This is a genomic window from Paractinoplanes durhamensis, from assembly GCF_016862175.1.
GTDB lineage: Bacteria > Actinomycetota > Actinomycetes > Mycobacteriales > Micromonosporaceae > Actinoplanes > Actinoplanes durhamensis.
This window is the reverse complement of record NZ_BOML01000033.1, coordinates 1-19,655: the sequence shown is the minus strand read 5'-3', so window position 1 is coordinate 19,655 and position 19,655 is coordinate 1. Positions and strand designations below refer to the sequence as shown.

The window sequence follows — 19,655 nt, the reverse complement described above, 5'->3', positions numbered from 1 at the left end:
GATTACCGTACGTGGAACCATGACGACTGTGGAAGAAGGACCCGTTGTCTGACGAGATCGTGACGAATCTCGACCGGGACGCCGACACCACCACCCTGTCCCTCGCCGGCGAGGTCGACGTGCTCACGGTCGACCAGGTCCGGGTCGCTCTGGAGGAGGCGCTGGCCGATCGCCCGCGCGAGATCGTGGTCGATCTCAGCGAACTTTCCTTCATCGATTCGACCGGTCTCGGCGCGATCATTTTCGGTTTTCAGCGCGCCCGGGACGCGGGCATCCGGTTCCGGCTGGCCCACCCGACCCGCACCGTGCACCAGATCCTGATGCTGAGCGGCCTGCTGGAGGTCGTCGAGGTCACGCCTTGACGGCGCTCTGGACCAGTCCGATGCCCGGCGCGATCGGCTTGAGCCGCTTGCCCGCGAAGAGCATCAGGCTCAGCAGGCTGGCCAGGATCGCCAGCGCCCCCGCGCCGTACCAGGCCGCGTTGTAGGTGCCGAGCTGGTCGCGGAGCAGGCCCGCGGTGGTGGCCGCGGCGGCCGCGCCGAACTGGTGCGACGCGAAGACCCAGCCGAAGACGACCGGCCCGGACGCGCCGAAGTACTCCCGGCACAGGGTGACCGTCGGCGGCACGGTGGCCACCCAGTCGAGGCCGTAGAAGAGGATGAACACCACCATGCTCGGGTGCGCGGTCGCCGCGAACAGCGACGGCAGCACCAGCAGCGACAGCCCCCGGCCGAAGTAGTAGACGCCGAGCAGGATCCGGCTGTCGACCCGGTCGGTGAGCCAGCCGGAGACGATGGTGCCGGCGATGTCGAAGAAGCCGACCAGGGCGAGCAGGCTCGCCGCCGTGGTCTCGGTCATGCCGTGGTCGTGCGCGGCCGGGATGAAGTGCGTGCCGACCAGCCCGTTGGTGGTGGCACCGCAGATCGCGAAGCCGCCGGCCAGCAGCCAGAACGGCCGGGTGCGGGCGGCCTGGCCGAGCGCGCGCAGGGCGGTCCGGGCGGCACCGGCGGGTGCGATCGGCTTGGGCTCCTCGTATTCGCCGCCGAGCGCGCCGAGACCGATCTGCGCCGGGTGGTCCCGCAGGCGCCACCAGACCAGCGGCACGACCAGGAGCGCGACGCCGGCCACGGTCAGGGCCGCGGCCCGCCAGCCCTGGCTCTCGGTGAGCCGGGCCAGAACCGGCAGGAAGACCAGGTTGCCGGCCGCGCCGCCGGCCGTGAGCACGCCGGTGACCAGGCCGCGGTGCTTGACGAACCAGCGGTTGGTGATCACCGCGACGAAGCCGAGCGCCATCGAGCCGGTGCCGAGCCCGACCAGCACGCCCCAGCAGAGGATGAGCTGCCAGCTCTGGTGCATGAAGATCGTCAGGCCGGAACCGGCGCTCACCAGCACGAGCGCCGCCATGATCACCCGGCGGATGCCGAACTTCTCCATCAGGGCCGCCGCGAACGGCGCGGTCAGGCCGTAGAGCAGCAGGTTTACCGAGACGGCGGCCGAGATCGTGCCGAGCGACCAGCCGAACTCGTCGTGCAGCGGGCGGATCATGACGGACGGGGTCGCGCGGAAACCCGCCGCGCCGACCAGGGCGATGAAGGCCACGCCGGCGACGAACCAGGCCGGGTGAATGCGGTACGTCTTCTGCACGGTACCGATCCTCGTTTCTTCCGGCCGCTCGGGCGAGTGGCCGGAAGGCCATCATGCGCAAGAATTGGGCCATGGCGCACGTTGTCGCAGTACTGATCCTGGACGGCGTGGTCGGCTTCGACCTCGGCGTCCCCCCGCAGGTATTCAACGCCGCCCGGCGCTCGGACCACGACCGGTTTTACTCCGTGCACGTGTGCGGACCGGGGCCGGCCCGCAGCACCGGGGGCTTCACCGTGGTCCCCGACTACGGCCTCGAGGAGCTCGCGGTGGCCGACACGGTGGTCGTCCCGGGCATCGGGCGCGGCGGCCCGGTCCGCGACGGCACCCTCGACCCGGCGGTCCGGGACGCGCTCCGGGCCGCCCACGAGCGCGGCGCCCGGATCGTCTCGATCTGCACCGGCGCCTCGGTGCTGGCCGCGGCCGGCCTGCTCGACGGCCGCCCGGCCGCCACCCACTGGGCCTGGAGCGACATCATCCCGCCGCTCTACCCGCAGGTCGACTGGAACTTCGACGTCCTGTTCGTCGACGACGGCGACATCCTCACCTCGGCCGGGGTCGGCGCCGGGGTCGACCTCTGCCTGCACATCGTCCGCAGCGACCACGGCCAGGAGGCGGCCAACCGGGCCGCCCGCCGCTGCGTGGTGCCGCCGTTCCGGGAGGGCGGCCAGGCGCAGTACATCGAGCGGCCGGTGCCGCCGAGCGCGGGCATCGGCACCGAGCCGACCCGCAACTGGGCGCTCGACCGGCTGGCCGAGCCGGTCAGCCTCGAGGAGATGGCGGCGCACGCCCGGATGAGCGTGCGCACGTTCACCCGGCGCTTCCGGGACGAGACCGGGATGAGCCCGCGGCAGTGGCTGCTGCGCCAGCGGGTGACCCACGCTCAGCTCCTGCTGGAGTCGACCGATCTGGGAATCGAGACGGTGGCCCGCCGGTCCGGCCTCGGCAGCGCCACCGCGCTCCGGCAGCACCTCCAGGCGACGATCGGGGTGGCACCGAGCGCATACCGGAAGACCTTCCGGCCGGTGCGTCCTGTGTCATAGCGGCTCAGATCGCACCGCCGATGTCCGATTGTGGGGGCAAGACCGAATTGTCTCCGCTGAGGATGTAATGGATCAGACCTTCCGCCCGCTGCTCGACGCGCTCAAGCAGATCGGTGTCGATGCGCGCGCGGTCGACGCCGCCGCGGAGGAGGCACAACGCAGCGGGCGCTCGGTCCGGGCCGTCCTGATCAACGACCAGGTCGTCACCGAGGAGCAGCTCACCTCGGCCGCCGCCGCCGCGTTCGGGATCAACACGGTCGACCTGGTCAGCTTCACCCCCGACCCGGTGGCGCTCAAGCGCATCCCGCTCTCGGTGGTGCTGCGGCACCGGGTCCTCGGCCTGTCGATCTCCGGCGGCGAGCTGGTGGTCGGCGTCACCGACCCGGGCGACGTGGTGGCGCTCGACGACGTGCGGGCGGCCACCGGCATGATCGTGCGCCCGGCGGTGGTGGCCCGCTCCGAGGTCCGCCGGATCATCGAGAAGCTCCAGCGCGAGTCCAGCGACCTGGCCGAGATGGCCGAGGAGGACGCCGACGAGCAGGCCGCGATGGCCGCCCAGTCGGCCGGCGTGGACGACGCGCCGATCGTGCGCTACGTGAACAACCTGATCGAGCAGGCCGTCATGAACCGGGCCTCCGACCTGCACCTCGAGCCGACCGAGGACGAGATGCGGGTCCGCTACCGGATCGACGGCGTGCTGCACGAGGTGGACATCGTGCCGCGCGGCGTGATGGCCGCGCTGATCTCGCGCATCAAGATCATGTCGGGCGTCGACATCACCGAGAAGCGGATTCCGCAGAACGGCCGGATCACCGCGCTCATCCGGGAGCGGCCGGTCGACCTGCGGACCGCCACCCTGCCCACGGTGTGGGGCGAGAAGATCGTGCTCCGGGTGCTGGACACCGGCGGCATCGACCTGGACATGAACAAGCTGGGCTTCACCCAGCACAACCTGGACCGGTTCGCCGGATCGTTCACCAAGCCGCACGGGATGGTGCTGGTCACCGGCCCGACCGGGTCCGGCAAGTCGACGACGCTCTACGCGACGCTGGGTCGGATCAGCAAGCCGGAGATCAACGTGATCACCGTCGAGGACCCGGTCGAATACCGCCTGCGCGGGGTCAACCAGGTCCAGGTGAACGCCAAGGCCGGCCTGACCTTCGCGGCCGTGCTGCCGGCCATCCTGCGGTCCGACCCGGACGTGGTGCTGATCGGTGAGATCCGGGACAGCCACACCGCCCAGATCGCGGTCGAGGCGTCGCTCACCGGCCACCTCGTGCTCTCCACCCTGCACACCAACGACGCGCCCGGCGCGGTCACCCGGCTCACCGAGATGGGCATCGAGCCGTTCCTGGTCGGTTCGTCGCTGGACTGCGTGCTCGCCCAGCGGCTCTCCCGGCGGCTCTGCGACTGGTGCAAGGAGGCGTACGTGCCGTCCGAGGAGGAGCTGGTCGGCGCCCGCTGGCCGTTCGACGACCTGGCCGTCCCGGAGGCGCTCTACCGGCCGGTGGGCTGCCGCAACTGCGCCAACACCGGCTACCGGGGCCGGCTCGCGATCCACGAGGTGATGCCGATCTCGCCGGAGATCGAGTCGCTGACCATCCGCCGCGCCTCCTCCAACGAGATCCGCGACGTGGCCCTCGACCAGGGCATGTACGAACTGCGCGCGGACGGCCTGGCCAAGGCGGCCGGCGGCCTCACCTCGGTCCGCGAGATCTCCCGCGTCGCCATCTGACGGCACGGCAGCCTACTCAGCCGAGGGCAGCTTCGCCCGATTCTCGGCAAAAACCCACTAAACCGGGCCGCCACGGTGCCGAATTTAGGTGGCATCACGATCGCCGACAGATTGCCGGGTGCGATGTATACGACCGACCAGCCGGTGCCACAGCAGCAGGTGGCGCCGATGGCACCGCCCGCCACCGCGACGGGCGATCTGGCCGTGCTCAATCAGATGCTGGTCACCCTGTGCGAGATGCGCGGCTCCGACCTGCACCTGACCGTCGGCACCCCGCCGATGATCCGGGTGCACGGCTCGCTGCGCCCGCTGCCCGGCTACGGCAACCTCAACTCGGCGGACACCGCGCTGCTGGCCCGCGCGGCGATCACCGCCGAGCAGTGGCAGACCTTCCAGGACAAGCAGGAGCTGGACTTCGCGCACAGCATCGTCGGCGTCTCCCGCTTCCGCGGCAACCTCTACGTGCAGCGCAACTCGTGCGGCGCGGTCTTCCGGGCCATCCCGCACGAGATCAAGCCGCTCGACGAGCTCGGCATGCCGGACACCGTGTCCCGCTTCGCCCACCTGCCCCGCGGCCTGGTGCTGGTCACCGGCCCGACCGGCTCCGGCAAGACCACCACGCTCGCCTCGATCCTCGACCTCGCCAACCGCAGCCGCGCCGCGCACATCATCACCATCGAGGACCCGATCGAGTTTCTCCACCCGCACAAGCGCAGCGTGGTGAACCAGCGCGAGGTGGGCTCGGACACCGAGGACTTCGCCAGCGCGCTCAAGCACGCGCTCCGGCAGGACCCGGACATCATCCTGGTCGGCGAGCTCCGCGACCTGGAGACCACGTCGACCGCGCTGACCGCGGCCGAGACCGGCCACCTGGTGCTGGCCACCCTGCACACGCAGAGCGCCACCCAGACCATCGACCGGGTCATCGACATCTTCCCCCCGCACCAGCAGCTCCAGATCCGGGCTCAGCTGGCCGCGTCCCTGCAGGGCGTGGTCACCCAGGCCCTGGCACCGAAGGCGGACGGCAAGGGCCGCGTGGTGATCGCCGAGATCCTCACCGCGACCCCGGCCATCCGCAGCCTGATCCGCGAGGGGAAGTCGCACCAGATCCCCTCGTTCATGCAGGCCGGCGGCAGTGAGGGCATGCTCGCCTTCGACCAGAACCTGGCCGAGAAGGTCCGTGAGGGCCAGGTGACGCTGCAGGTGGCCCTCGAGCTGTGCCACTCCCAGGAGGAACTCAAGCGACTCATCGGCCGGATGTGATGTCATGCCCGCGACCAGGACTTTCCACTACAACAGCATCGACGCGACCGGCCGCAAGACCAAGGGCACGGTAGAGGCGCCGAACGAGGCCGCCGCGACCCAGATGCTGCGGCAACGCGGCGAGGTGCCGCTGGAGGTCGCCGAGGCCGGCCAGGGCCTGAACCGGGATCTGAAGATCCCCGGGCTGGGCGGCAAGACCAAGCTCAAGGACCTGGCCATCTTCGCGCGGCAGTTCGCCACGATGACCGCGTCCGGCATGTCGCTGCTGCGGTCGCTGGCGATCCTCGAGGACCAGACCTCGGCACTGTCGCTGAAGAAGGCGCTCGGCGAGGTCCGCGCGGACGTGTCCGGCGGTGTCTCGCTCTCGGCGTCGATGGCCAAGCACGACAAGGTCTTCCCGCGCCTGATGATCGCGATGGTCCGGGCCGGCGAGACCGGCGGCATGATCGACCGCGCGCTGGAACAGATCGCGGACAGCCTGGAGAAGGACACCGCCCTGCGCGGCAAGATCAAGGGTGCGCTGACCTATCCGGCGATCGTGCTGTCCTTCACGTTCGTCCTGATCGCGGCCGTGTTGATCTTCATCGTCCCGATCTTCGAGGCGATGTTCAAGAGCCTCGGCGGCCAACTGCCGGCGATCACCCAGTTCCTGGTCGACACCAGCCACAACATGTGGTGGATCGGGCCGATCATCGTGGGCACCATGGTCGGCGGCTCGATCGCCTACAAGCATCAGCAGCGTACGAGTGCCGAGTTCCGGCTGTTCGTGGACAAGGCCAAGGTGCGGGCGCCGGTCTTCGGCTCGCTGTTCCAGAAGCTGGCGATGAGCCGCTTCTCCCGCAACCTCGGCCTGTTGCTCAACGTCGGCGTGCCGGTCATGCAGGCGCTGGCCGTGGTCGGCGAGACGACCGGCAACGAGGTCATCAATATCGCGATGAAGGACGTGCAGGGCGCCGTGCGGGACGGCCAGCCCATGTCGTCCGCCATGCGACATCACAAGATCTTCCCCGAGATGGTCACGCAGATGGTCGAAGTGGGGGAAGAAAGCGGTCAGATCAGTCAGATGCTCGACAAAGTTGCCGATTTCTACGACAGGGAAGTCGACAGCGCCGCCGAGTCCCTGACCGCTTCGATCGAACCGATCATGGTGCTCGTCATGGGTGCCGTGGTGGGCGGCATGGTGGTCTGTCTGTACCTCCCGATGTTCACGATTTACCAGAACATCCAGACCAACTGAGCCTCAAGTCGCGCCGCGAATGACCGAATCTTCCGGCGCCTGCACTATCCACACCCTTCCCCGCTTCACAGCTCAGCCATGGAGGCACCCCCAAATGACCGACATCATCAACCGGCTCCGCTCGAAGAAGGGCGACGAGGGCTTCACCCTCATCGAGCTCCTGGTCGTCGTGGTCATCATCGGCGTGCTCGTCGCGATCGCCGTCCCGGTGTATCTGAACTACCGCAAGGGTGCCGCCGACAAGTCGGCGCAGTCGGACGTGCGCGGTGGTGTCAGCGCGGTCGAGCAGTTCTACACCGACCACGGCAACACCTACCCGACGACGGCGAAGAGCGCTGTCAGCACCGCGCTGACCCTCGCGATCAGCGGCGACACCTCGACCCAGACGATCACCGTGTCTGACAAGTCCCAGATCGGCTACGTCAACAAGACCACCAGCTACCTGATCTGCGGCACCAACAGCGGTGGCAGCGGCAAGTACTACCTCTACGACAGCTCGACCGGCGGCTCGGTGAAGGCGGTCACCGCGACTCTGAACCTGGACACCTGCTCCTGACCACCCCCGGTGGTGGCGCCGGCGGCGCCACCACCGCACACCGATGAGGCCGAGGAGGTCCGGACATGCCGCAGGCGTTCCTGCTCGGCGTCACCGGCCTGCTCGGCCTCGCGGTCGGTTCGTTCCTGAACGTGGTCATCCACCGGGTGCCGCGCAACGAGTCGCTCGTCCGGCCCGGCTCGCACTGCCCGCACTGCGGCAGCGCGATCCGCAATCGGCACAACGTCCCGGTGCTCGGCTGGCTGATGCTGCGCGGACACTGTGCCGACTGCGCGGCCCCGATCAGCATCCGCTACCCCCTGGTGGAGGCGGGCACGGCCGCGCTGTTCGTGGCGGTCGCCGCGAAGTTCGGCTGGTCCTGGGAGCTGCCCGCCTACCTCTACCTGGCCGCCGTGTCGATCGCCCTGGCCGCGATCGACATCGACCTGATGCGGCTCCCCGACAAGATCGTCCTGCCGTCGTACGCGGTGGCGCCCCTCCTGCTGCTGCCGGCGGTGATCGCCGAGCACAGCTGGGACGCGGCCGTCCGCGGCCTGATCGCCGCGGCCGTGCTCTACGCCGGCTACTGGATCCTCGCCGTGCTCCCCAAGGGCATGGGCGGCGGTGACGTGAAGCTGGCTCCGCTGCTCGGCCTCTACCTCGGCTGGCTGGGCTGGAGCTCGGTGGTCGTGGGCGCGTTCGCCGGCTTCCTGCTCGGCGGCGTCGCCGGCGTCCTGCTGATGGCCGCCCGGCTGGCGACCCGCAAGAGCCGCATCCCGTTCGGCCCGTACATGCTCGCCGGCGCCTTCCTCGCGGTCTTCGCGGCGGCGCCGATCGCGGACTGGTACGCGAACCTCATCCTCCCCACCGCCTGAAACCCCCGGAAGGAACCGTCATGGCCGGTGCAATACCGATCGGGCTGGACATCGGCTCGTCCACGATCCGTGCCGTGGAGGTCCGCCGCACCAAGGAGGGCTACACGCTGGCCAACTTCGGCCAGGCCGCCCTCCCGCCCGGCACCGTCACCAGCGGCGTCATCCAGGACCCGCTGACCGTCACCACGGTGCTCAAGCAGCTCTGGACCACGCACAAGTTCGGCACCAAGCACGTCGCCATCGGGATCACCAACCCGCAGCTGGTGGTGCGTGAGATGTCGGTCGCCAACCTACCGGCCAAGGAGCTGCACCAGGCGCTGCCGTTCCAGGTCAAGGACGCGCTGCCGCTGGCGGTCGAGAAGGCGGTGCTGGACTTCTTCCCGCTCGAGGACCCGGGCAGCAACCCGACCGTGCGCGGCCTGCTGATCGCCACCCCCAAGGACGCGGTCCTCGCCGCGGTGGACGCGGCGCAGAAGGCCGGCCTCTCCGTCGACGCCGTCGACCTGGCCTCGTTCGCCCTGCTGCGCGCCGCCTCCCGGCTGGACACCCAGGTGGAGGCGATCGTCGACATCGGGGCCGACGTGACCAGCGTGGTGGTGCACGCCGACGGCGAACCGCTGATCGTCCGGACCGTCCCCCGCGGCGGCCACGAGATCACCGCCTCGATGGCCACCCGGCTCGGCGTGTCGCAGCAGGAGGCCGAGATGGTCAAGTGCCGCTTCGGGCTGCACGGCGACGGCAACCCGGTGACCGTCGACGCCGCCACCGAGGCGGTCCGCCCGATCGCCAGCGAGCTGCGCAGCTCGTTCACCTACCTCGCCTCCGGTGAGCGGCAGAAGCAGGTCACCCGGCTCGCGCTCTGCGGCGGCAGCGCGCTGATGCCCGGCCTCGCCGAGCACCTCCAGCAGCAGCTCGGCATCACCGTGATGTACGCCGACAGCGCCGGCCGGCTGCGGGACACCCGCAAGGGCCGGGAGAACGGCTTCGACAGCTTCGTGCCCTCGGCCGCCGTGTCGATCGGCCTGACCCTGGGAGCGGCAGCCTGATGACCACCACCAGCACGGCTCCGGTGCCGGCCGACGCGGCCGTCTCCCCCGAGCAGGCGATGCGGATCCTGCCGATCCGCGCCAACCTGCTGCCCGACGAGATCATGCAGGGGCGCAACGCGCGCCGCACCCGGGTCCTCCTGGTCGCCGCGGTGGTGCTGGTCGCCCTCGTGATGGGTGGCTGGTACTGGCTCGCCGACAAGGAGCGCGACCTGGCCGCATCCGACCTGGCCTCGGTCAGCGACCAGACCGAACGGGTCCGGGCCGAGACGAAGGCCAAGGAGTACCAGAAGGTCACCGACGCGATCACCGGCCGGGACGCGATCGTCGCCGACCTCAAGGTGGCACTGGCCAAGGACCTGCCCTGGGCGACCCTGCTGGACGCGGTGCGCGGTGCCGGCACCAAGCACGGGGTGGAGTTCACCAACGTGGTCAGCACGCTGATCACCGACCCCTCGGTCGCGGCGAAGAGCGACAACGTCGCCACGATGCAGATCTCCGGCACCGCCAAGAGCAAGGCGACCATCGCCGACTTCCTGGATTCCGTCGCCAAGGTCGACGGGGTGCAGGACGTCTACCTCACCGCCGCCACCGAGGTGGACTCCGGCTCCTGGACCTTCACCATGACCGCCGCCGTCGGCAAGGACTACCTCTGCGGCAAATACACCACGACCTGCGGGAGCAAATGATGGGTGCCCGGGGGAACAACCGGCTCTGGCTGCTCGGCGGGGTGGTCGCGGTCGTCATCATCGTCGCCGCCACCTTCCTGCTCGCGATCAAGCCGATCTACGCCGAGAAGGCCGACCTGCAGACCCAGGTGGACGACCAGGACCTGCAACTCGTCGAGCTGAAGGCCGACCTGACCGAGCTGAAGGCCCAGGCCGCGGACTACGACACGTACAAGGCCCAGCTGACGGCCAAGGAGGCCGCGCTGCCCTCGAAATACAGCATCCCGGAGTACCTGCGGGCGCTGCAGACCTCGGAGAAGGCGGTGACGGTCGACGTCAGCAGCATCGGGGTCAGCGTCCCGGCCAAGATCGACGGGTCGGCGACGGTCTACTCGGTGCCGATCACGCTCAGCGTGTCCGGCAAGATCGCCGACCTGTCCAAAGTCATCAACCGGCTGCAGAACGTGCAGAGCCGCGCCGTCCTGCTCACCTCGGTCGCGTTGAGCGGGGAGGACTACAACACCATGACCGCCACCATCGCGCTCGACGCGTTCTGCCGGTCCAGCACCGCCTGTCAGATCTCCACCAGCTAGGTGACCCGCCAGACCGAGGTCTCGCCGAGCAGCGTCGGGCAGATCAGATAGGGGCCTGCGTCCGGCGGGGGTGCCGGACGGTCGAGATCGATGAGGGGTATCACCGTGGCCATGGGTTCGGCATGCCCGGCGAGTGCGTGCGTCGGCATCTGGTCACCGTGAGTACTCTGCCGGTATGTCTTATGCGGTCCCTCCGACTCGCACCGCAGCCGTCGTCCGGCAGTTGCGCAACGAGATCGTCACCGGCGAGCTGCCACCGGGAACCCTCATCAAGGACGCCGAGCTCGCGTCCCGGCTCGGCGTCAGCATCACCCCGATCCGCGAGGCCATCGCCCAGCTCTCCGTGGAGGGCCTGATCGACATCGCGCCCAACCGGACCAGGCACGTCACCCAGGTGACGCAGAAGAACGCCCTCGAGCTGATCGACGTGATGAGCGTGCTGGCCTGCGCCGGTTTCGAGTGGGGGGTCGACAATCTCACCGACACCCACCTCGACCTGATGCGGCAGCGGCAGAAGGAGTTCACCGAGGCGCTGCGGTCGGGCAACGTGCTCGCGGCCAGCGCGGCCGGCGCCGACTTCAGCACCATCGTCATCCTCGCCAGCGGCAACCGTGAGTTGCAGTCCATGGTGGACCTGGTGGTCGCGCGCACCATGCGGATCCTCGCGATGACCGCCGAGAGCGGCCTGTGGAACGTGTGGATCGGCGGGCACGACGAGATCATCGCGCTGCTCGCGGCGGGCGACCGGCCGGGCGCCCTGGCTCGCTACCGGCAGATCTACGTCGACTACCGGGACCGGGTCGAGCGCGAGCTGTTCGACGATCAATAGGCTGCCAAGATCCCCGGGATCGCGTCGATCGCCGGCAACCGGACCGCGAACCGGGTGATCCCCCACCGCCGCTCGACGTCGCGTAGCTTCGCGATGATCTCGTCCTGGGTGCCGGCGAAGACGAACGGGCCGGCCGCCAGGTCGGCCTCCTTCTCCTCCATCTCGATCGCCCATTCCGCGTACGACCGGGCGGCGTCGTCGGTGATCAGGAAGCGCTGGACCAGCGCCTCCGTCGGTTTGTCGCCGCACAGGCCGACCTGCGCGTCGATCTGATCGATCGCCCAGCGGGTGGTGTGCGAGTGCCCGTCGGGCAGGGTGCGGCCCAGCCCGGACAGGCCGATCAGGTCGGCGTGCTCGGCCGCCCACGCCAGGAGGCGGGTGTTGCCGCCGCCGATCAGCAGCGGCACCGGCTCCTGCACCGGGCGCGGCTTGGTCAGCCCGTCGCCGGCCAGGATCGCCCGGGTGCGCTCGGCGACCTCGATGCAGTGATCGACCCGGCCACGCACGCCCGGCCGCTGTTTGCCGACCGCCGCCCACTCGGCCGGGGTGTGCCCGGCGCCGAGACCCAGCACGGCCCGGCCGCCGGAGACCACGTCGAGGGTGGCCACGTCCGCGGCGAGCAGGATCGGCTCGCGCACCCCGGCATTCGACACGTACGACCCGAGGCGCAGCCGGCTGGTGACCGCGGCCGCCGCGGCCAGCGCCACGAACGGCGAGGCACACGCGCCCGGATGGTCGGCGACGTAGAGCGCCGCGAACCCGATCTCCTCGGCCCGGCGGGCGAGATCGGTCCAGTCGGCGGCGGCGGTCGGCTGAGCCTGCAGCGAGAAGGTCACCATCGCTCGATCCTCACCGATGTGACGGGTGTGGCCCAGCGGTTCTGCCATCAGCAGACGGTGCTACCGGAAGGCAACCGGAATCTCGTTCAAGGTCACCCCGTCGCGGACGATCAACCCGTCGCAGAGCTGGAAAGGAGTTTCCTGATGACCGAGAACCTGATCCTCGTCGCCGAGGACGACGCCGACGTCCGCGACATGCTGACGTTCGCCCTCGAGGCGGCCGGCTACCGGACCGTGGCGGCCAAGGACGGCAACACCGCGGCCCGGATCCTCACCGTGGCCAGGCCGGTCGGCCTGATCACCGATGTGCGGATGCCGGCTCTGAACGGCATGGAGCTCTGCCAGCTCGCCCGTCGCAACCCGGAGATCCGGGACACGGCGATCCTGATGATCTCGTCCAACGCGCACGCCTACGACGTCGATGCGGGACTCGGGGCCGGCGCGGATCGCTACCTGCCCAAACCACTCTCGCCCAGGCGTCTGGTCGCCGAGATGCAAGACCTGCTCACCAACCGGTACCCGTCCATCCGCTAGGAGGTCCACCCGATGACTGCTCCGGTCTTCACCGAGCCGCGCCCCGACGAGTTCATCCAGGCACTCACCTCACGGCCGATCGCGCCCCCGCCCAGCTCCACGATCCTGATCGCGGACGACGATGACGACATCCGTGACGTCATCGCGTTCAAGCTGCAGGTGGCCGGTTTCCGCACGCTGAGCGCGGACAACGGCCGGTCGGCGCTGAGCATGGCCGTCGAGTCCCGCCCGCGGATGATCATCCTGGACGTGAGCATGCCGCAGCTGGACGGGCTCAGCGTCTGCTACGAGCTGCACGCCCGGCCGGAGACCGCGCAGATCCCGGTCCTGATGATCAGCGGCAGCCACCGGACGGACGACGTCGACCGGAGCTTCGCGATCGGCGCCGACGACTACCTGCCGAAGCCGTTCACCCAGGTGGAGATGCTGCGCCGGGTGAACTGGCTGTTGCTGGCCTCCGGCCAGCACTAAAAACCGCGCTTCCGAAAGGCTGGGATATGCCGGACACGTTGATCCGATCGTTGCGACGCACCCTCGGTTTCACCGTGCTCTACATCCTGGCTACGGTCGCCGGGCGGTTCACCGTCATGGACGGCGGCAACCTCAGCCTGGTCTGGCCGGCGGCCGGCGTCCTGGCGGTCTGGTTCACCACCCAGCGGCGGTCGCCGTGGCGCTGGATCGACGCGGCGTCGCTGGCCACCGTCACGATGGTGGTCAACATGGCCACCGGGGCGAACGCCCGGACCGCGGTCGTGTTCGTGCTCGCCAACCTGGTGCAGGGGATCGGTTTCGTCCGGCTGTTGGAACGATGGGTGCCCGGCGTGTGGACGCCGGGCGGCCCGCCGCTGACCCGGCTCACCGAGCTGTGGCGGTTCATCGCGGCCGCCGCGGCCAGCACGGTGGCCGGCGCGACCCTCGGCACGGCCGGCATGTGGCTGGTCACCAGCCATTTCTCCTACGAGTCGGCCCTGGTCTGGCTGGCCCGCAACACGGTCAGCATCCTGCTCGTCGGAGTCGGCCTCCGGCGGATCATCTGGCTCTGGCAGTGCCGCCGGCAGCGGACCGGGCCGAGCGCCTGGTCCCAGCTACGGCCGGCCCGCCGGGTCGAATATGTGAGCCTGGTCGCCGTCTCCCTGCTCGGCTACACCACGGCCTTCTGCCTCTCCGACGGCGCCCCGATGGCCTTCGCGCTGATCGGCCTGACCATCTGGGCCGGCCTGCGGATGCGCACCACCTTCGTGGTCCTGCACGACCTGACCTTCGGCACGCTCACCGTCCTGTTCACGCTCAACGGCACCGGCCAGTTCGCCGAGATCGGCGCGAACTGGCTGCGGGCCCTGGTGGCGCAGCTGTTCGTCGGGATGGTCGCGGTGGTCGGCCTGGCCCTGTCACTCGGCCGGGACGAGCGGGCCGCGCTGCTCGAGCAGTTGCGCGAATCCGAGCGGGTGGCCGTCGAGCAGGCCCGGACCATGACCACCATCGTCGACTCGATGGCCGAGGGACTCGGCGTCATCGACGAGGACGGCCGTCTGCTGGTCCGCAACCCGGCCGCCACCCACCTGCTCGGCGTGGCCACCAGCACGAAGACGGTCGGGCACAGCCAGTTCTACGGCCTGTTCCACCCGGACGGCACCCCGCTCGACAACGAGGACATGATCCACCGGCTGATCTTCAGCGGCCGCTACGAGAAGCCGATGGACCTGCTGATCCGCAACCCGGCCATCCCCGACGGCCGGATCCTGCAGGTCAGCGGCGTCGAAGTGGCGACCACCGCGGACGGCCGCCGACAGGCCGTGGTGGTCTTCCACGACGTCACCGCCGACCGCCGGCACCGCGACGAGCTCGCCTCGTTCGCCGGGGTGGTGGCGCACGACCTGCTCAACCCGCTCACCACCATCGAGGGCTGGTCCGAGACGCTCGCCGACGACCTGGGCGGCCCGCAGGGTGAGAGCGTGGCCCGGATCCAGCGGGCCGCCGAGCGGATGCGCAGCCTGATCAACGGGCTGCTGGCCTACACGACCGCGCGGGATGCGAGCCTGTCGCCGACCGCCGTCGACCTCAACGACGTGGTCGGCGACATCGCCACCGGGCGGCTCGACAACGCGGCCAGCCTGTCGTTGCCGATGCCCCGGTTCGAGATCGACGACCTGGCCGTCGTCGACGCCGACCCGGTGCTGACCCGGCAGCTGCTGGAGAACCTGATCGGGAACGCGATCAAGTACACGGCGACCGGGGTGGTGCCGCGGATCGCGGTGTCCTGCGAGCCGACCGGGGACGGGTTCGTCCGGGTCGCCGTCGACGACAACGGCATCGGTATCCCGGCCGGGCAGCACGAGGCGATCTTCCAGAACTTCCACCGGGCCCACGCCGCCGCCGGGTATGCCGGCACCGGCCTGGGGCTGGCGATCTGCAAGCGGATCGTGGAGCGGCACGGCGGCACGATCACCGCGGCCGGCAACGATCTCGGCGGCTCCCGGATGACGTTCACCCTGCCGATCCTCCGGGGCGGCGTGCTGTGAACCCGCAAAAATCGGAACTGCCCGCGCTGCGGTTGTCACGTTCCCCGCGCGTACCTCTCAAATTCTTTGTTTTCCGCGAAGCGCAACTCGGCTGCGGGTTCTCTGGTGACCGTGAGTAATACCGCGATGCTCAGCCAGACGTAGGTGTTGCTGCCGGGGAAGGCCGCCCAGCCGTGCGGGTGTGCCCACCAGATCCAGACGATGCTGCTGCTCATCAGGGCGAACCCGGCCCCGAGGGCGAACAGGAGACGGCGCCGCAGATCGGCCGGCTCGGTGCGCAGCACCCGGTCCAGCAGCAGGAACAGACCCGGGATCAGCCACACCAGGTGATGCACCCAGGTGATCGGGCTGATCAGGCAGGCGATCACGCCGGTCACCGCGAACCCCGCGGTCGGGCTCGGCCGGCGGGTGCGGACCCACCAGCACCAGTACGCGACGACCAGCGCCACCCCGGCCAGCCACCACGTCGACGGCGCGTCCAGCCTGGCCACGACGCCGCGCAGCGACTGGTTGGAAACGTAGTAGAGCTTGCCGATCCGGCCGGTGTCCCAGACCGCGTCGGTCCAGAACGCGCGGGAGGCGTCCGGCGCCACCAGCAGGGCCAGAATCGTCGCGGCGGCGGTGGTGACCGCCGCGGTCGCCGCCGCCCGATAGCGCCGGGCGAGGATCAGATAGCCGATGAAGATCACCGGGGTCAGCTTGATCGCGGCGGCCACCCCGATGCCGACCCCGGCGAAGCGCTTGTTGCGCAGATCGCTGCAGACCAGCACCAGCAGCAGCAGGTTGACCTGGCCGTAACTGAACGTGTCCCGGGACGGCTCGAACACCAGGAAACCCAGGAACATCAGGGCACACGGGGTCCAGACCGGCCGGCCGCGGCGCTGCAGGATCGGGACGAAATACCAGCGCAGCAGCAGGATCACGCAGATCGAGTTCAGGGTGAGGCTCGCCGCCACCGCGACCGGCCAGGACGTGATCGCCAGCGGGCTCATCGCCAGCGCCGCGAACGGCGGGTAGGTGAAGCCGTATTCGGTGCCCTGGTAGCGGTATTGGTAGAGGTCGCCGCCGTCGATCAGCCAGTAGCGCACCGCACCGCGATAGACCCCGAGGTCGAAGAAGTGGCGGAAGGTCGGGATCGTCGCCAGGAAAACCGCCACGGCGACGGCTACCGCCATCACGAAAACAAGCTGGGCGGTCTTCGAACGGGCGATCACCTCGCCGCCCGCACGGTTTCGGGCAGGGTCACTGCTACGCGTACGACGAGGAACGCCGCGATCCCGATCAAGGCGCCCACGACGGCCAGCAACACGCGCTCGGCATCGGCGGCGAACCCGTCCGGCAGCACCACCAGGACGAGCGCCGCGCAGAAGGCGGCCAGGCCGCGCCGCACCTTGGGGTCGACGGCCACCGCGGCCAGCGGCACCAAACCCCACACCACGTACCAGGGCCGGATCGCCGGGCCGAACACCACCACCGCCGTCAGCACGATGCCGAGGCAGTAGACCGGCCCCAGCCTGGCACGATAGGTCCACACCACGCCGGCCACCACGACCATCGCGAGCAGGCCCGCCCACCGCCCCAGCAGGCCGCCCGTCCAATGGCCGAGCAGGCCGGTCAGCGACCAGTTCTCGGTGGTGATCGGGGTGGCCAGCGCGCTGATCCAGCCGTAGCCGGTCCCCGCCACCGCGGTGATCGTCACGGTCGCGGCCACCGCGGTCACCGTCACCTTCGCCCACGGCCATCGGCCGCCCTGGGTGGTCCAGATCGCCGCCACCGCGACCAGCCCCAGCGCGGCCGGCCACTTCACCAGCCCCGCGGCCACCACCAGCAGGGTGCCCAGGATCGGCCGCTGCCGGACCGCGGCGGCCAGCCCGGCCGCGAGCAGACCCACCATGAGAGCGTCATTGTGCGCGCCGGCCACCAGGTGGATCAGGACGAGCGGGTTCAGCACCGCCAGCCAGGTCGCGCCGGACTCGCTCACCCCCGCCGAGCGGGCCAGGATCCGCAGCGAGACCGCCAGCATCACGATGCCGGCGATCGCCACCAGCCGCATCGCGACGATGCCGAGCAGCAGATGGGCGCTGAGTAGACCGGCCACCCCCTGAGCGACCAGCAGGAACACCGGACCGTACGGGCTCGGGGTGTGCTGCCAGATGTCCGGCACCTGGTCGGCGACCACCCCGCCGAGCACGGCCGGCCCGTGCCGGTAGACATCCATCCCCGAGTCGATCATCAGCCCCTGCGCGAGGTAGCTGTAGACGTCCCGGCTGAACATCGGCGGCGCCAGCAGCAGCGGCGCGGCCCACAGCGCGAGGGTGCGCCAGTGCGAGTCCTGCGCCGCCACCCGGCCGACCCACCACCAGGCCAGCAACAACAGCAACAGTCCGGTATAGACACAGACCAGGCCGAGACGTTCGTGGCGGCCGGCGGGAAAGAAGGGAACCCCGACCGGCAGCGCCCCCGCGCCGAGTCCACCCACTGCTATCAGGGCGGACCCGGCAAATCCGACAGCGCGCGCCGAGGTGTGATCGTTGAGCACGGCTGCACCTTCTCAATGGAGGGTGTCTCGCCGTAGTCGCGGACATTGATTCCTTATGGCAAAGCGAAAGGCAACTTGATGCCGTCGAGCGCGGCCGAGCACGGACAGGCACGCTCGACGGGGAGCTCGGTCACGGCTTCCAGGAGTACGCCACGGAGCCGCTCGGTGTTCTCCGCGAACACCCGGAACACCTCCTCCTGGGTCACCCCCTCGTCGCCCTCCACCCCCGCGTCGAGGTCGGTGACCAGCGCGATCGTCGTGTAACAGAGGGCCAGCTCGCGGGCCAGCACCGCCTCCGGGTGCCCGGTCATGTTGACCACCGCACCGCCGATCGAGGTGAACCAGCGGGACTCGGCCCGGGTCGAGAACCGCGGCCCCTCGACCACCACCATCGCGCCCCCGTCCACCGGCGCGACGTCCCGCGCCGCCGCCAGCAGCACGCCTCGCCCGGCCGGGCAGTAGGGGTCGGCGAACGACACGTGCACCGCCCCTTCGTCGTAGAACGTCTGCACCCGCCCGCTCGTCCGGTCGATCAGCTGATCCGGCACCACGAACGTGCCCGGCCCCAGCTCCGGCCGCAGCCCACCGACCGCGCAGGGCGCCACGATCTGGCGTACTCCCAAGGCGCGAAGAGCCCACAGATTCGCCCGGTAGGGGATTTTGTGCGGCGGGAACCGGTGATCTCGTCCGTGGCGCGGCAGGAAGGCGACCCTGCGGTCCCCCACCTGCGCCACCGTAATCGGGTCGGAGGGAGGTCCGTAGGGCGTGGACACCTCGACCTCCACGGCGTTCTCAAGGAGCGCGTAGAGCCCCGATCCGCCGATGACACCGATCTCCGCGGCAGCGTTCATGGGCAGACCTTATCCGGGCCCCGAATCACGGGCTAATGTGCTGAGCATGGCGTTGGCGCGGAGGGTCGCTCATGCATAGCGAGGGTCAGCGGATCGGAGGCCGGTCGATGGAGTCGATGACCGGCCGGCTGCTGGTGGCGACCCCAACCCTCAAAGATCCAAATTTCGACCGTACGGTCGTGCTGCTGGTGGCCCACGAGGCCGGCGGCGCCCTCGGCGTGGTCCTCAACCGCGCCACCGAGGTCCCGGTCGCCGACGTGCTGGGCAACTGGGGCGAGCTGGCCGGCGAGCCCGCGGTGCTGTTCGAGGGCGGCCCCGTGCAGCCCGAGTCGGCGATCTGCCTGGCCCGCACCCGCCCCGAGGTGAAGAAGCGGATAACCGGCTTCCACCAGGTGTCCGGAGCGCTCGGCACGGTCGACCTGTCCGCCGACCCCGACCGCATCCGCGACAGCGTGGCCGGCATCCGGGTCTTCGCGGGCTACTCGGGCTGGTCCGCGGGCCAACTGGAGGACGAGATCGCCGCCGGTTCCTGGTTCCTGTTCGACGCCCTGCCGGGCGACCCGTTCATAAACCGCCCCGACGACCTGTGGGCGATGGTCCTGCGCCGCCAGGGCGACATACTGGCCGCGGTAGCCCACTTCCCCCCGGACCCCCTCCTGAACTGACCCCGGCGGGTTGTGTAGTATTTCTTCCGTGCCCGGGCAACCGGGGGCGGTAAGGGGCTGTGGCGCAGCTGGTAGCGCACCACACTGGCAGTGTGGGGGTCAGGGGTTCGAGTCCCCTCAGCTCCACGAGTCTGGGGCTGGATCCTGCTCGCGGAAAGCGCGAGCCGGGCCAGCCTCGTCTTGTTTGGCGCCGACTTCGTCGGCGCGTAGCGGGGGCTTCGCCACCCGCACCCCCGCTGCCGT

General features: G+C 69.9%; 21 protein-coding genes and 1 tRNA gene. 16 read left to right on the top strand and 6 right to left on the bottom strand.

What is annotated here, in order from left to right; all coding sequences use genetic code 11:
• The first annotated feature begins 44 nt into the window (after positions 1-44).
• Positions 45-362 carry an STAS domain-containing protein gene (locus Adu01nite_RS19675; RefSeq protein WP_203728364.1) on the top strand — a complete coding sequence of 106 codons (318 nt, stop codon included), beginning with the start codon at positions 45-47 and terminating at the stop codon, positions 360-362.
• On the opposite strand, the gene Adu01nite_RS19670 is transcribed toward Adu01nite_RS19675, so the two are convergent.
• A complete protein-coding gene (locus Adu01nite_RS19670) occupies positions 352-1,644 on the bottom strand; it encodes an MFS transporter (protein WP_203728363.1) in 1,293 nt (430 codons plus the stop codon). The genes Adu01nite_RS19675 and Adu01nite_RS19670 overlap by 11 nt on opposite strands.
• A gap of 71 nt (positions 1,645-1,715) precedes the next feature.
• Here Adu01nite_RS19670 and Adu01nite_RS19665 point away from each other — a divergent pair, with 71 nt between their 5' ends.
• The 9 genes from Adu01nite_RS19665 to Adu01nite_RS19625 all read left to right on the top strand — a co-directional run bounded on the left by Adu01nite_RS19665 (position 1,716) and on the right by Adu01nite_RS19625 (position 10,636).
• A complete protein-coding gene (locus Adu01nite_RS19665; protein WP_239132540.1) occupies positions 1,716-2,684 on the top strand; it encodes a GlxA family transcriptional regulator in 969 nt (322 codons plus the stop codon).
• A 67-nt stretch (positions 2,685-2,751) separates the two neighbouring features.
• A complete protein-coding gene (locus Adu01nite_RS19660) occupies positions 2,752-4,419 on the top strand; it encodes a GspE/PulE family protein (RefSeq protein WP_203728361.1) in 1,668 nt (555 codons plus the stop codon).
• 123 nt (positions 4,420-4,542) lie between these two features.
• Positions 4,543-5,682 carry a type IV pilus twitching motility protein PilT gene (locus Adu01nite_RS19655; RefSeq protein WP_203728360.1) on the top strand — a complete coding sequence of 380 codons (1,140 nt, stop codon included), beginning with the start codon at positions 4,543-4,545 and terminating at the stop codon, positions 5,680-5,682.
• Positions 5,683-5,686: 4 nt separating this feature from the next.
• Entirely contained in the window at positions 5,687-6,919 is a 1,233-nt protein-coding gene (locus Adu01nite_RS19650) for a type II secretion system F family protein (protein ID WP_203728359.1), read from the top strand.
• 94 nt (positions 6,920-7,013) lie between these two features.
• A complete protein-coding gene (locus Adu01nite_RS19645) occupies positions 7,014-7,475 on the top strand; it encodes a prepilin-type N-terminal cleavage/methylation domain-containing protein (RefSeq protein WP_203728358.1) in 462 nt (153 codons plus the stop codon).
• A 65-nt stretch (positions 7,476-7,540) separates the two neighbouring features.
• Positions 7,541-8,329, top strand: a complete 789-nt coding sequence (locus Adu01nite_RS19640) for a prepilin peptidase (RefSeq protein ID WP_203728357.1) — start codon at positions 7,541-7,543, stop codon at positions 8,327-8,329.
• A gap of 20 nt (positions 8,330-8,349) precedes the next feature.
• Positions 8,350-9,375: a type IV pilus assembly protein PilM gene (gene pilM, locus Adu01nite_RS19635; protein WP_203728356.1), complete on the top strand. Its 1,026-nt coding sequence runs from the start codon at positions 8,350-8,352 to the stop codon at positions 9,373-9,375.
• Positions 9,375-10,064, top strand: a complete 690-nt coding sequence (locus Adu01nite_RS19630; RefSeq protein ID WP_203728355.1) for a PilN domain-containing protein — start codon at positions 9,375-9,377, stop codon at positions 10,062-10,064. The genes pilM and Adu01nite_RS19630 overlap by 1 nt, the downstream gene beginning before the upstream one ends.
• On the top strand, positions 10,064-10,636 hold the full coding sequence (locus Adu01nite_RS19625; RefSeq protein ID WP_203728354.1) for a type IV pilus inner membrane component PilO: 573 nt from the start codon (positions 10,064-10,066) through the stop codon (positions 10,634-10,636). Before Adu01nite_RS19630 ends, Adu01nite_RS19625 begins: the two co-directional genes overlap by 1 nt.
• On the opposite strand, the gene Adu01nite_RS19620 is transcribed toward Adu01nite_RS19625, so the two are convergent.
• Positions 10,633-10,785, bottom strand: coding sequence for a hypothetical protein (locus Adu01nite_RS19620; protein ID WP_203728353.1), 153 nt, complete (start codon positions 10,783-10,785; stop codon positions 10,633-10,635). The two genes, Adu01nite_RS19625 and Adu01nite_RS19620, sit on opposite strands and share 4 nt — an antisense overlap.
• A 26-nt stretch (positions 10,786-10,811) precedes the next feature.
• On the opposite strand from Adu01nite_RS19620, the gene Adu01nite_RS19615 reads away from it, so the two are divergent.
• Positions 10,812-11,465, top strand: a complete 654-nt coding sequence (locus tag Adu01nite_RS19615; protein ID WP_203728352.1) for a GntR family transcriptional regulator — start codon at positions 10,812-10,814, stop codon at positions 11,463-11,465.
• Here Adu01nite_RS19615 and Adu01nite_RS19610 read toward each other — a convergent pair.
• The gene (locus Adu01nite_RS19610) at positions 11,459-12,352 is read right to left on the bottom strand and encodes an LLM class flavin-dependent oxidoreductase (RefSeq protein WP_239132539.1); all 894 of its coding nucleotides are present in this window, start codon (positions 12,350-12,352) and stop codon (positions 11,459-11,461) included. The genes Adu01nite_RS19615 and Adu01nite_RS19610 overlap by 7 nt on opposite strands.
• A 96-nt stretch (positions 12,353-12,448) precedes the next feature.
• Here Adu01nite_RS19610 and Adu01nite_RS19605 point away from each other — a divergent pair, with 96 nt between their 5' ends.
• Genes Adu01nite_RS19605 through Adu01nite_RS19595 form a run of 3 tightly spaced genes read left to right on the top strand, consistent with a single transcriptional unit; the run spans position 12,449 to position 15,357 of the window.
• Positions 12,449-12,838 carry a response regulator transcription factor gene (locus tag Adu01nite_RS19605; protein ID WP_203728351.1) on the top strand — a complete coding sequence of 130 codons (390 nt, stop codon included), beginning with the start codon at positions 12,449-12,451 and terminating at the stop codon, positions 12,836-12,838.
• A gap of 12 nt (positions 12,839-12,850) precedes the next feature.
• On the top strand, positions 12,851-13,309 hold the full coding sequence (locus tag Adu01nite_RS19600) for a response regulator (protein ID WP_203728350.1): 459 nt from the start codon (positions 12,851-12,853) through the stop codon (positions 13,307-13,309).
• A 26-nt stretch (positions 13,310-13,335) separates the two neighbouring features.
• Positions 13,336-15,357, top strand: a complete 2,022-nt coding sequence (locus Adu01nite_RS19595; protein ID WP_203728349.1) for a sensor histidine kinase — start codon at positions 13,336-13,338, stop codon at positions 15,355-15,357.
• Positions 15,358-15,392: 35 nt separating this feature from the next.
• On the opposite strand, the gene Adu01nite_RS19590 is transcribed toward Adu01nite_RS19595, so the two are convergent.
• The 3 genes from Adu01nite_RS19590 to Adu01nite_RS19580 are packed head-to-tail and all read right to left on the bottom strand — an operon-like array spanning position 15,393 to position 18,747.
• Positions 15,393-16,532, bottom strand: a complete 1,140-nt coding sequence (locus Adu01nite_RS19590; protein ID WP_239132567.1) for a glycosyltransferase 87 family protein — start codon at positions 16,530-16,532, stop codon at positions 15,393-15,395.
• A gap of 35 nt (positions 16,533-16,567) precedes the next feature.
• Positions 16,568-17,896: a polyprenol phosphomannose-dependent alpha 1,6 mannosyltransferase MptB gene (gene mptB, locus Adu01nite_RS19585; RefSeq protein WP_203728347.1), complete on the bottom strand. Its 1,329-nt coding sequence runs from the start codon at positions 17,894-17,896 to the stop codon at positions 16,568-16,570.
• Between the two features lie 53 nt (positions 17,897-17,949).
• Entirely contained in the window at positions 17,950-18,747 is a 798-nt protein-coding gene (locus Adu01nite_RS19580; RefSeq protein WP_203728346.1) for an S-methyl-5'-thioadenosine phosphorylase, read from the bottom strand.
• A 71-nt stretch (positions 18,748-18,818) separates the two neighbouring features.
• On the opposite strand from Adu01nite_RS19580, the gene Adu01nite_RS19575 reads away from it, so the two are divergent.
• Positions 18,819-19,412 carry a YqgE/AlgH family protein gene (locus Adu01nite_RS19575; protein ID WP_203728345.1) on the top strand — a complete coding sequence of 198 codons (594 nt, stop codon included), beginning with the start codon at positions 18,819-18,821 and terminating at the stop codon, positions 19,410-19,412.
• A gap of 53 nt (positions 19,413-19,465) precedes the next feature.
• Positions 19,466-19,538, top strand: a tRNA-Ala gene (locus Adu01nite_RS19570).
• Positions 19,539-19,655 lie beyond the last annotated feature (117 nt).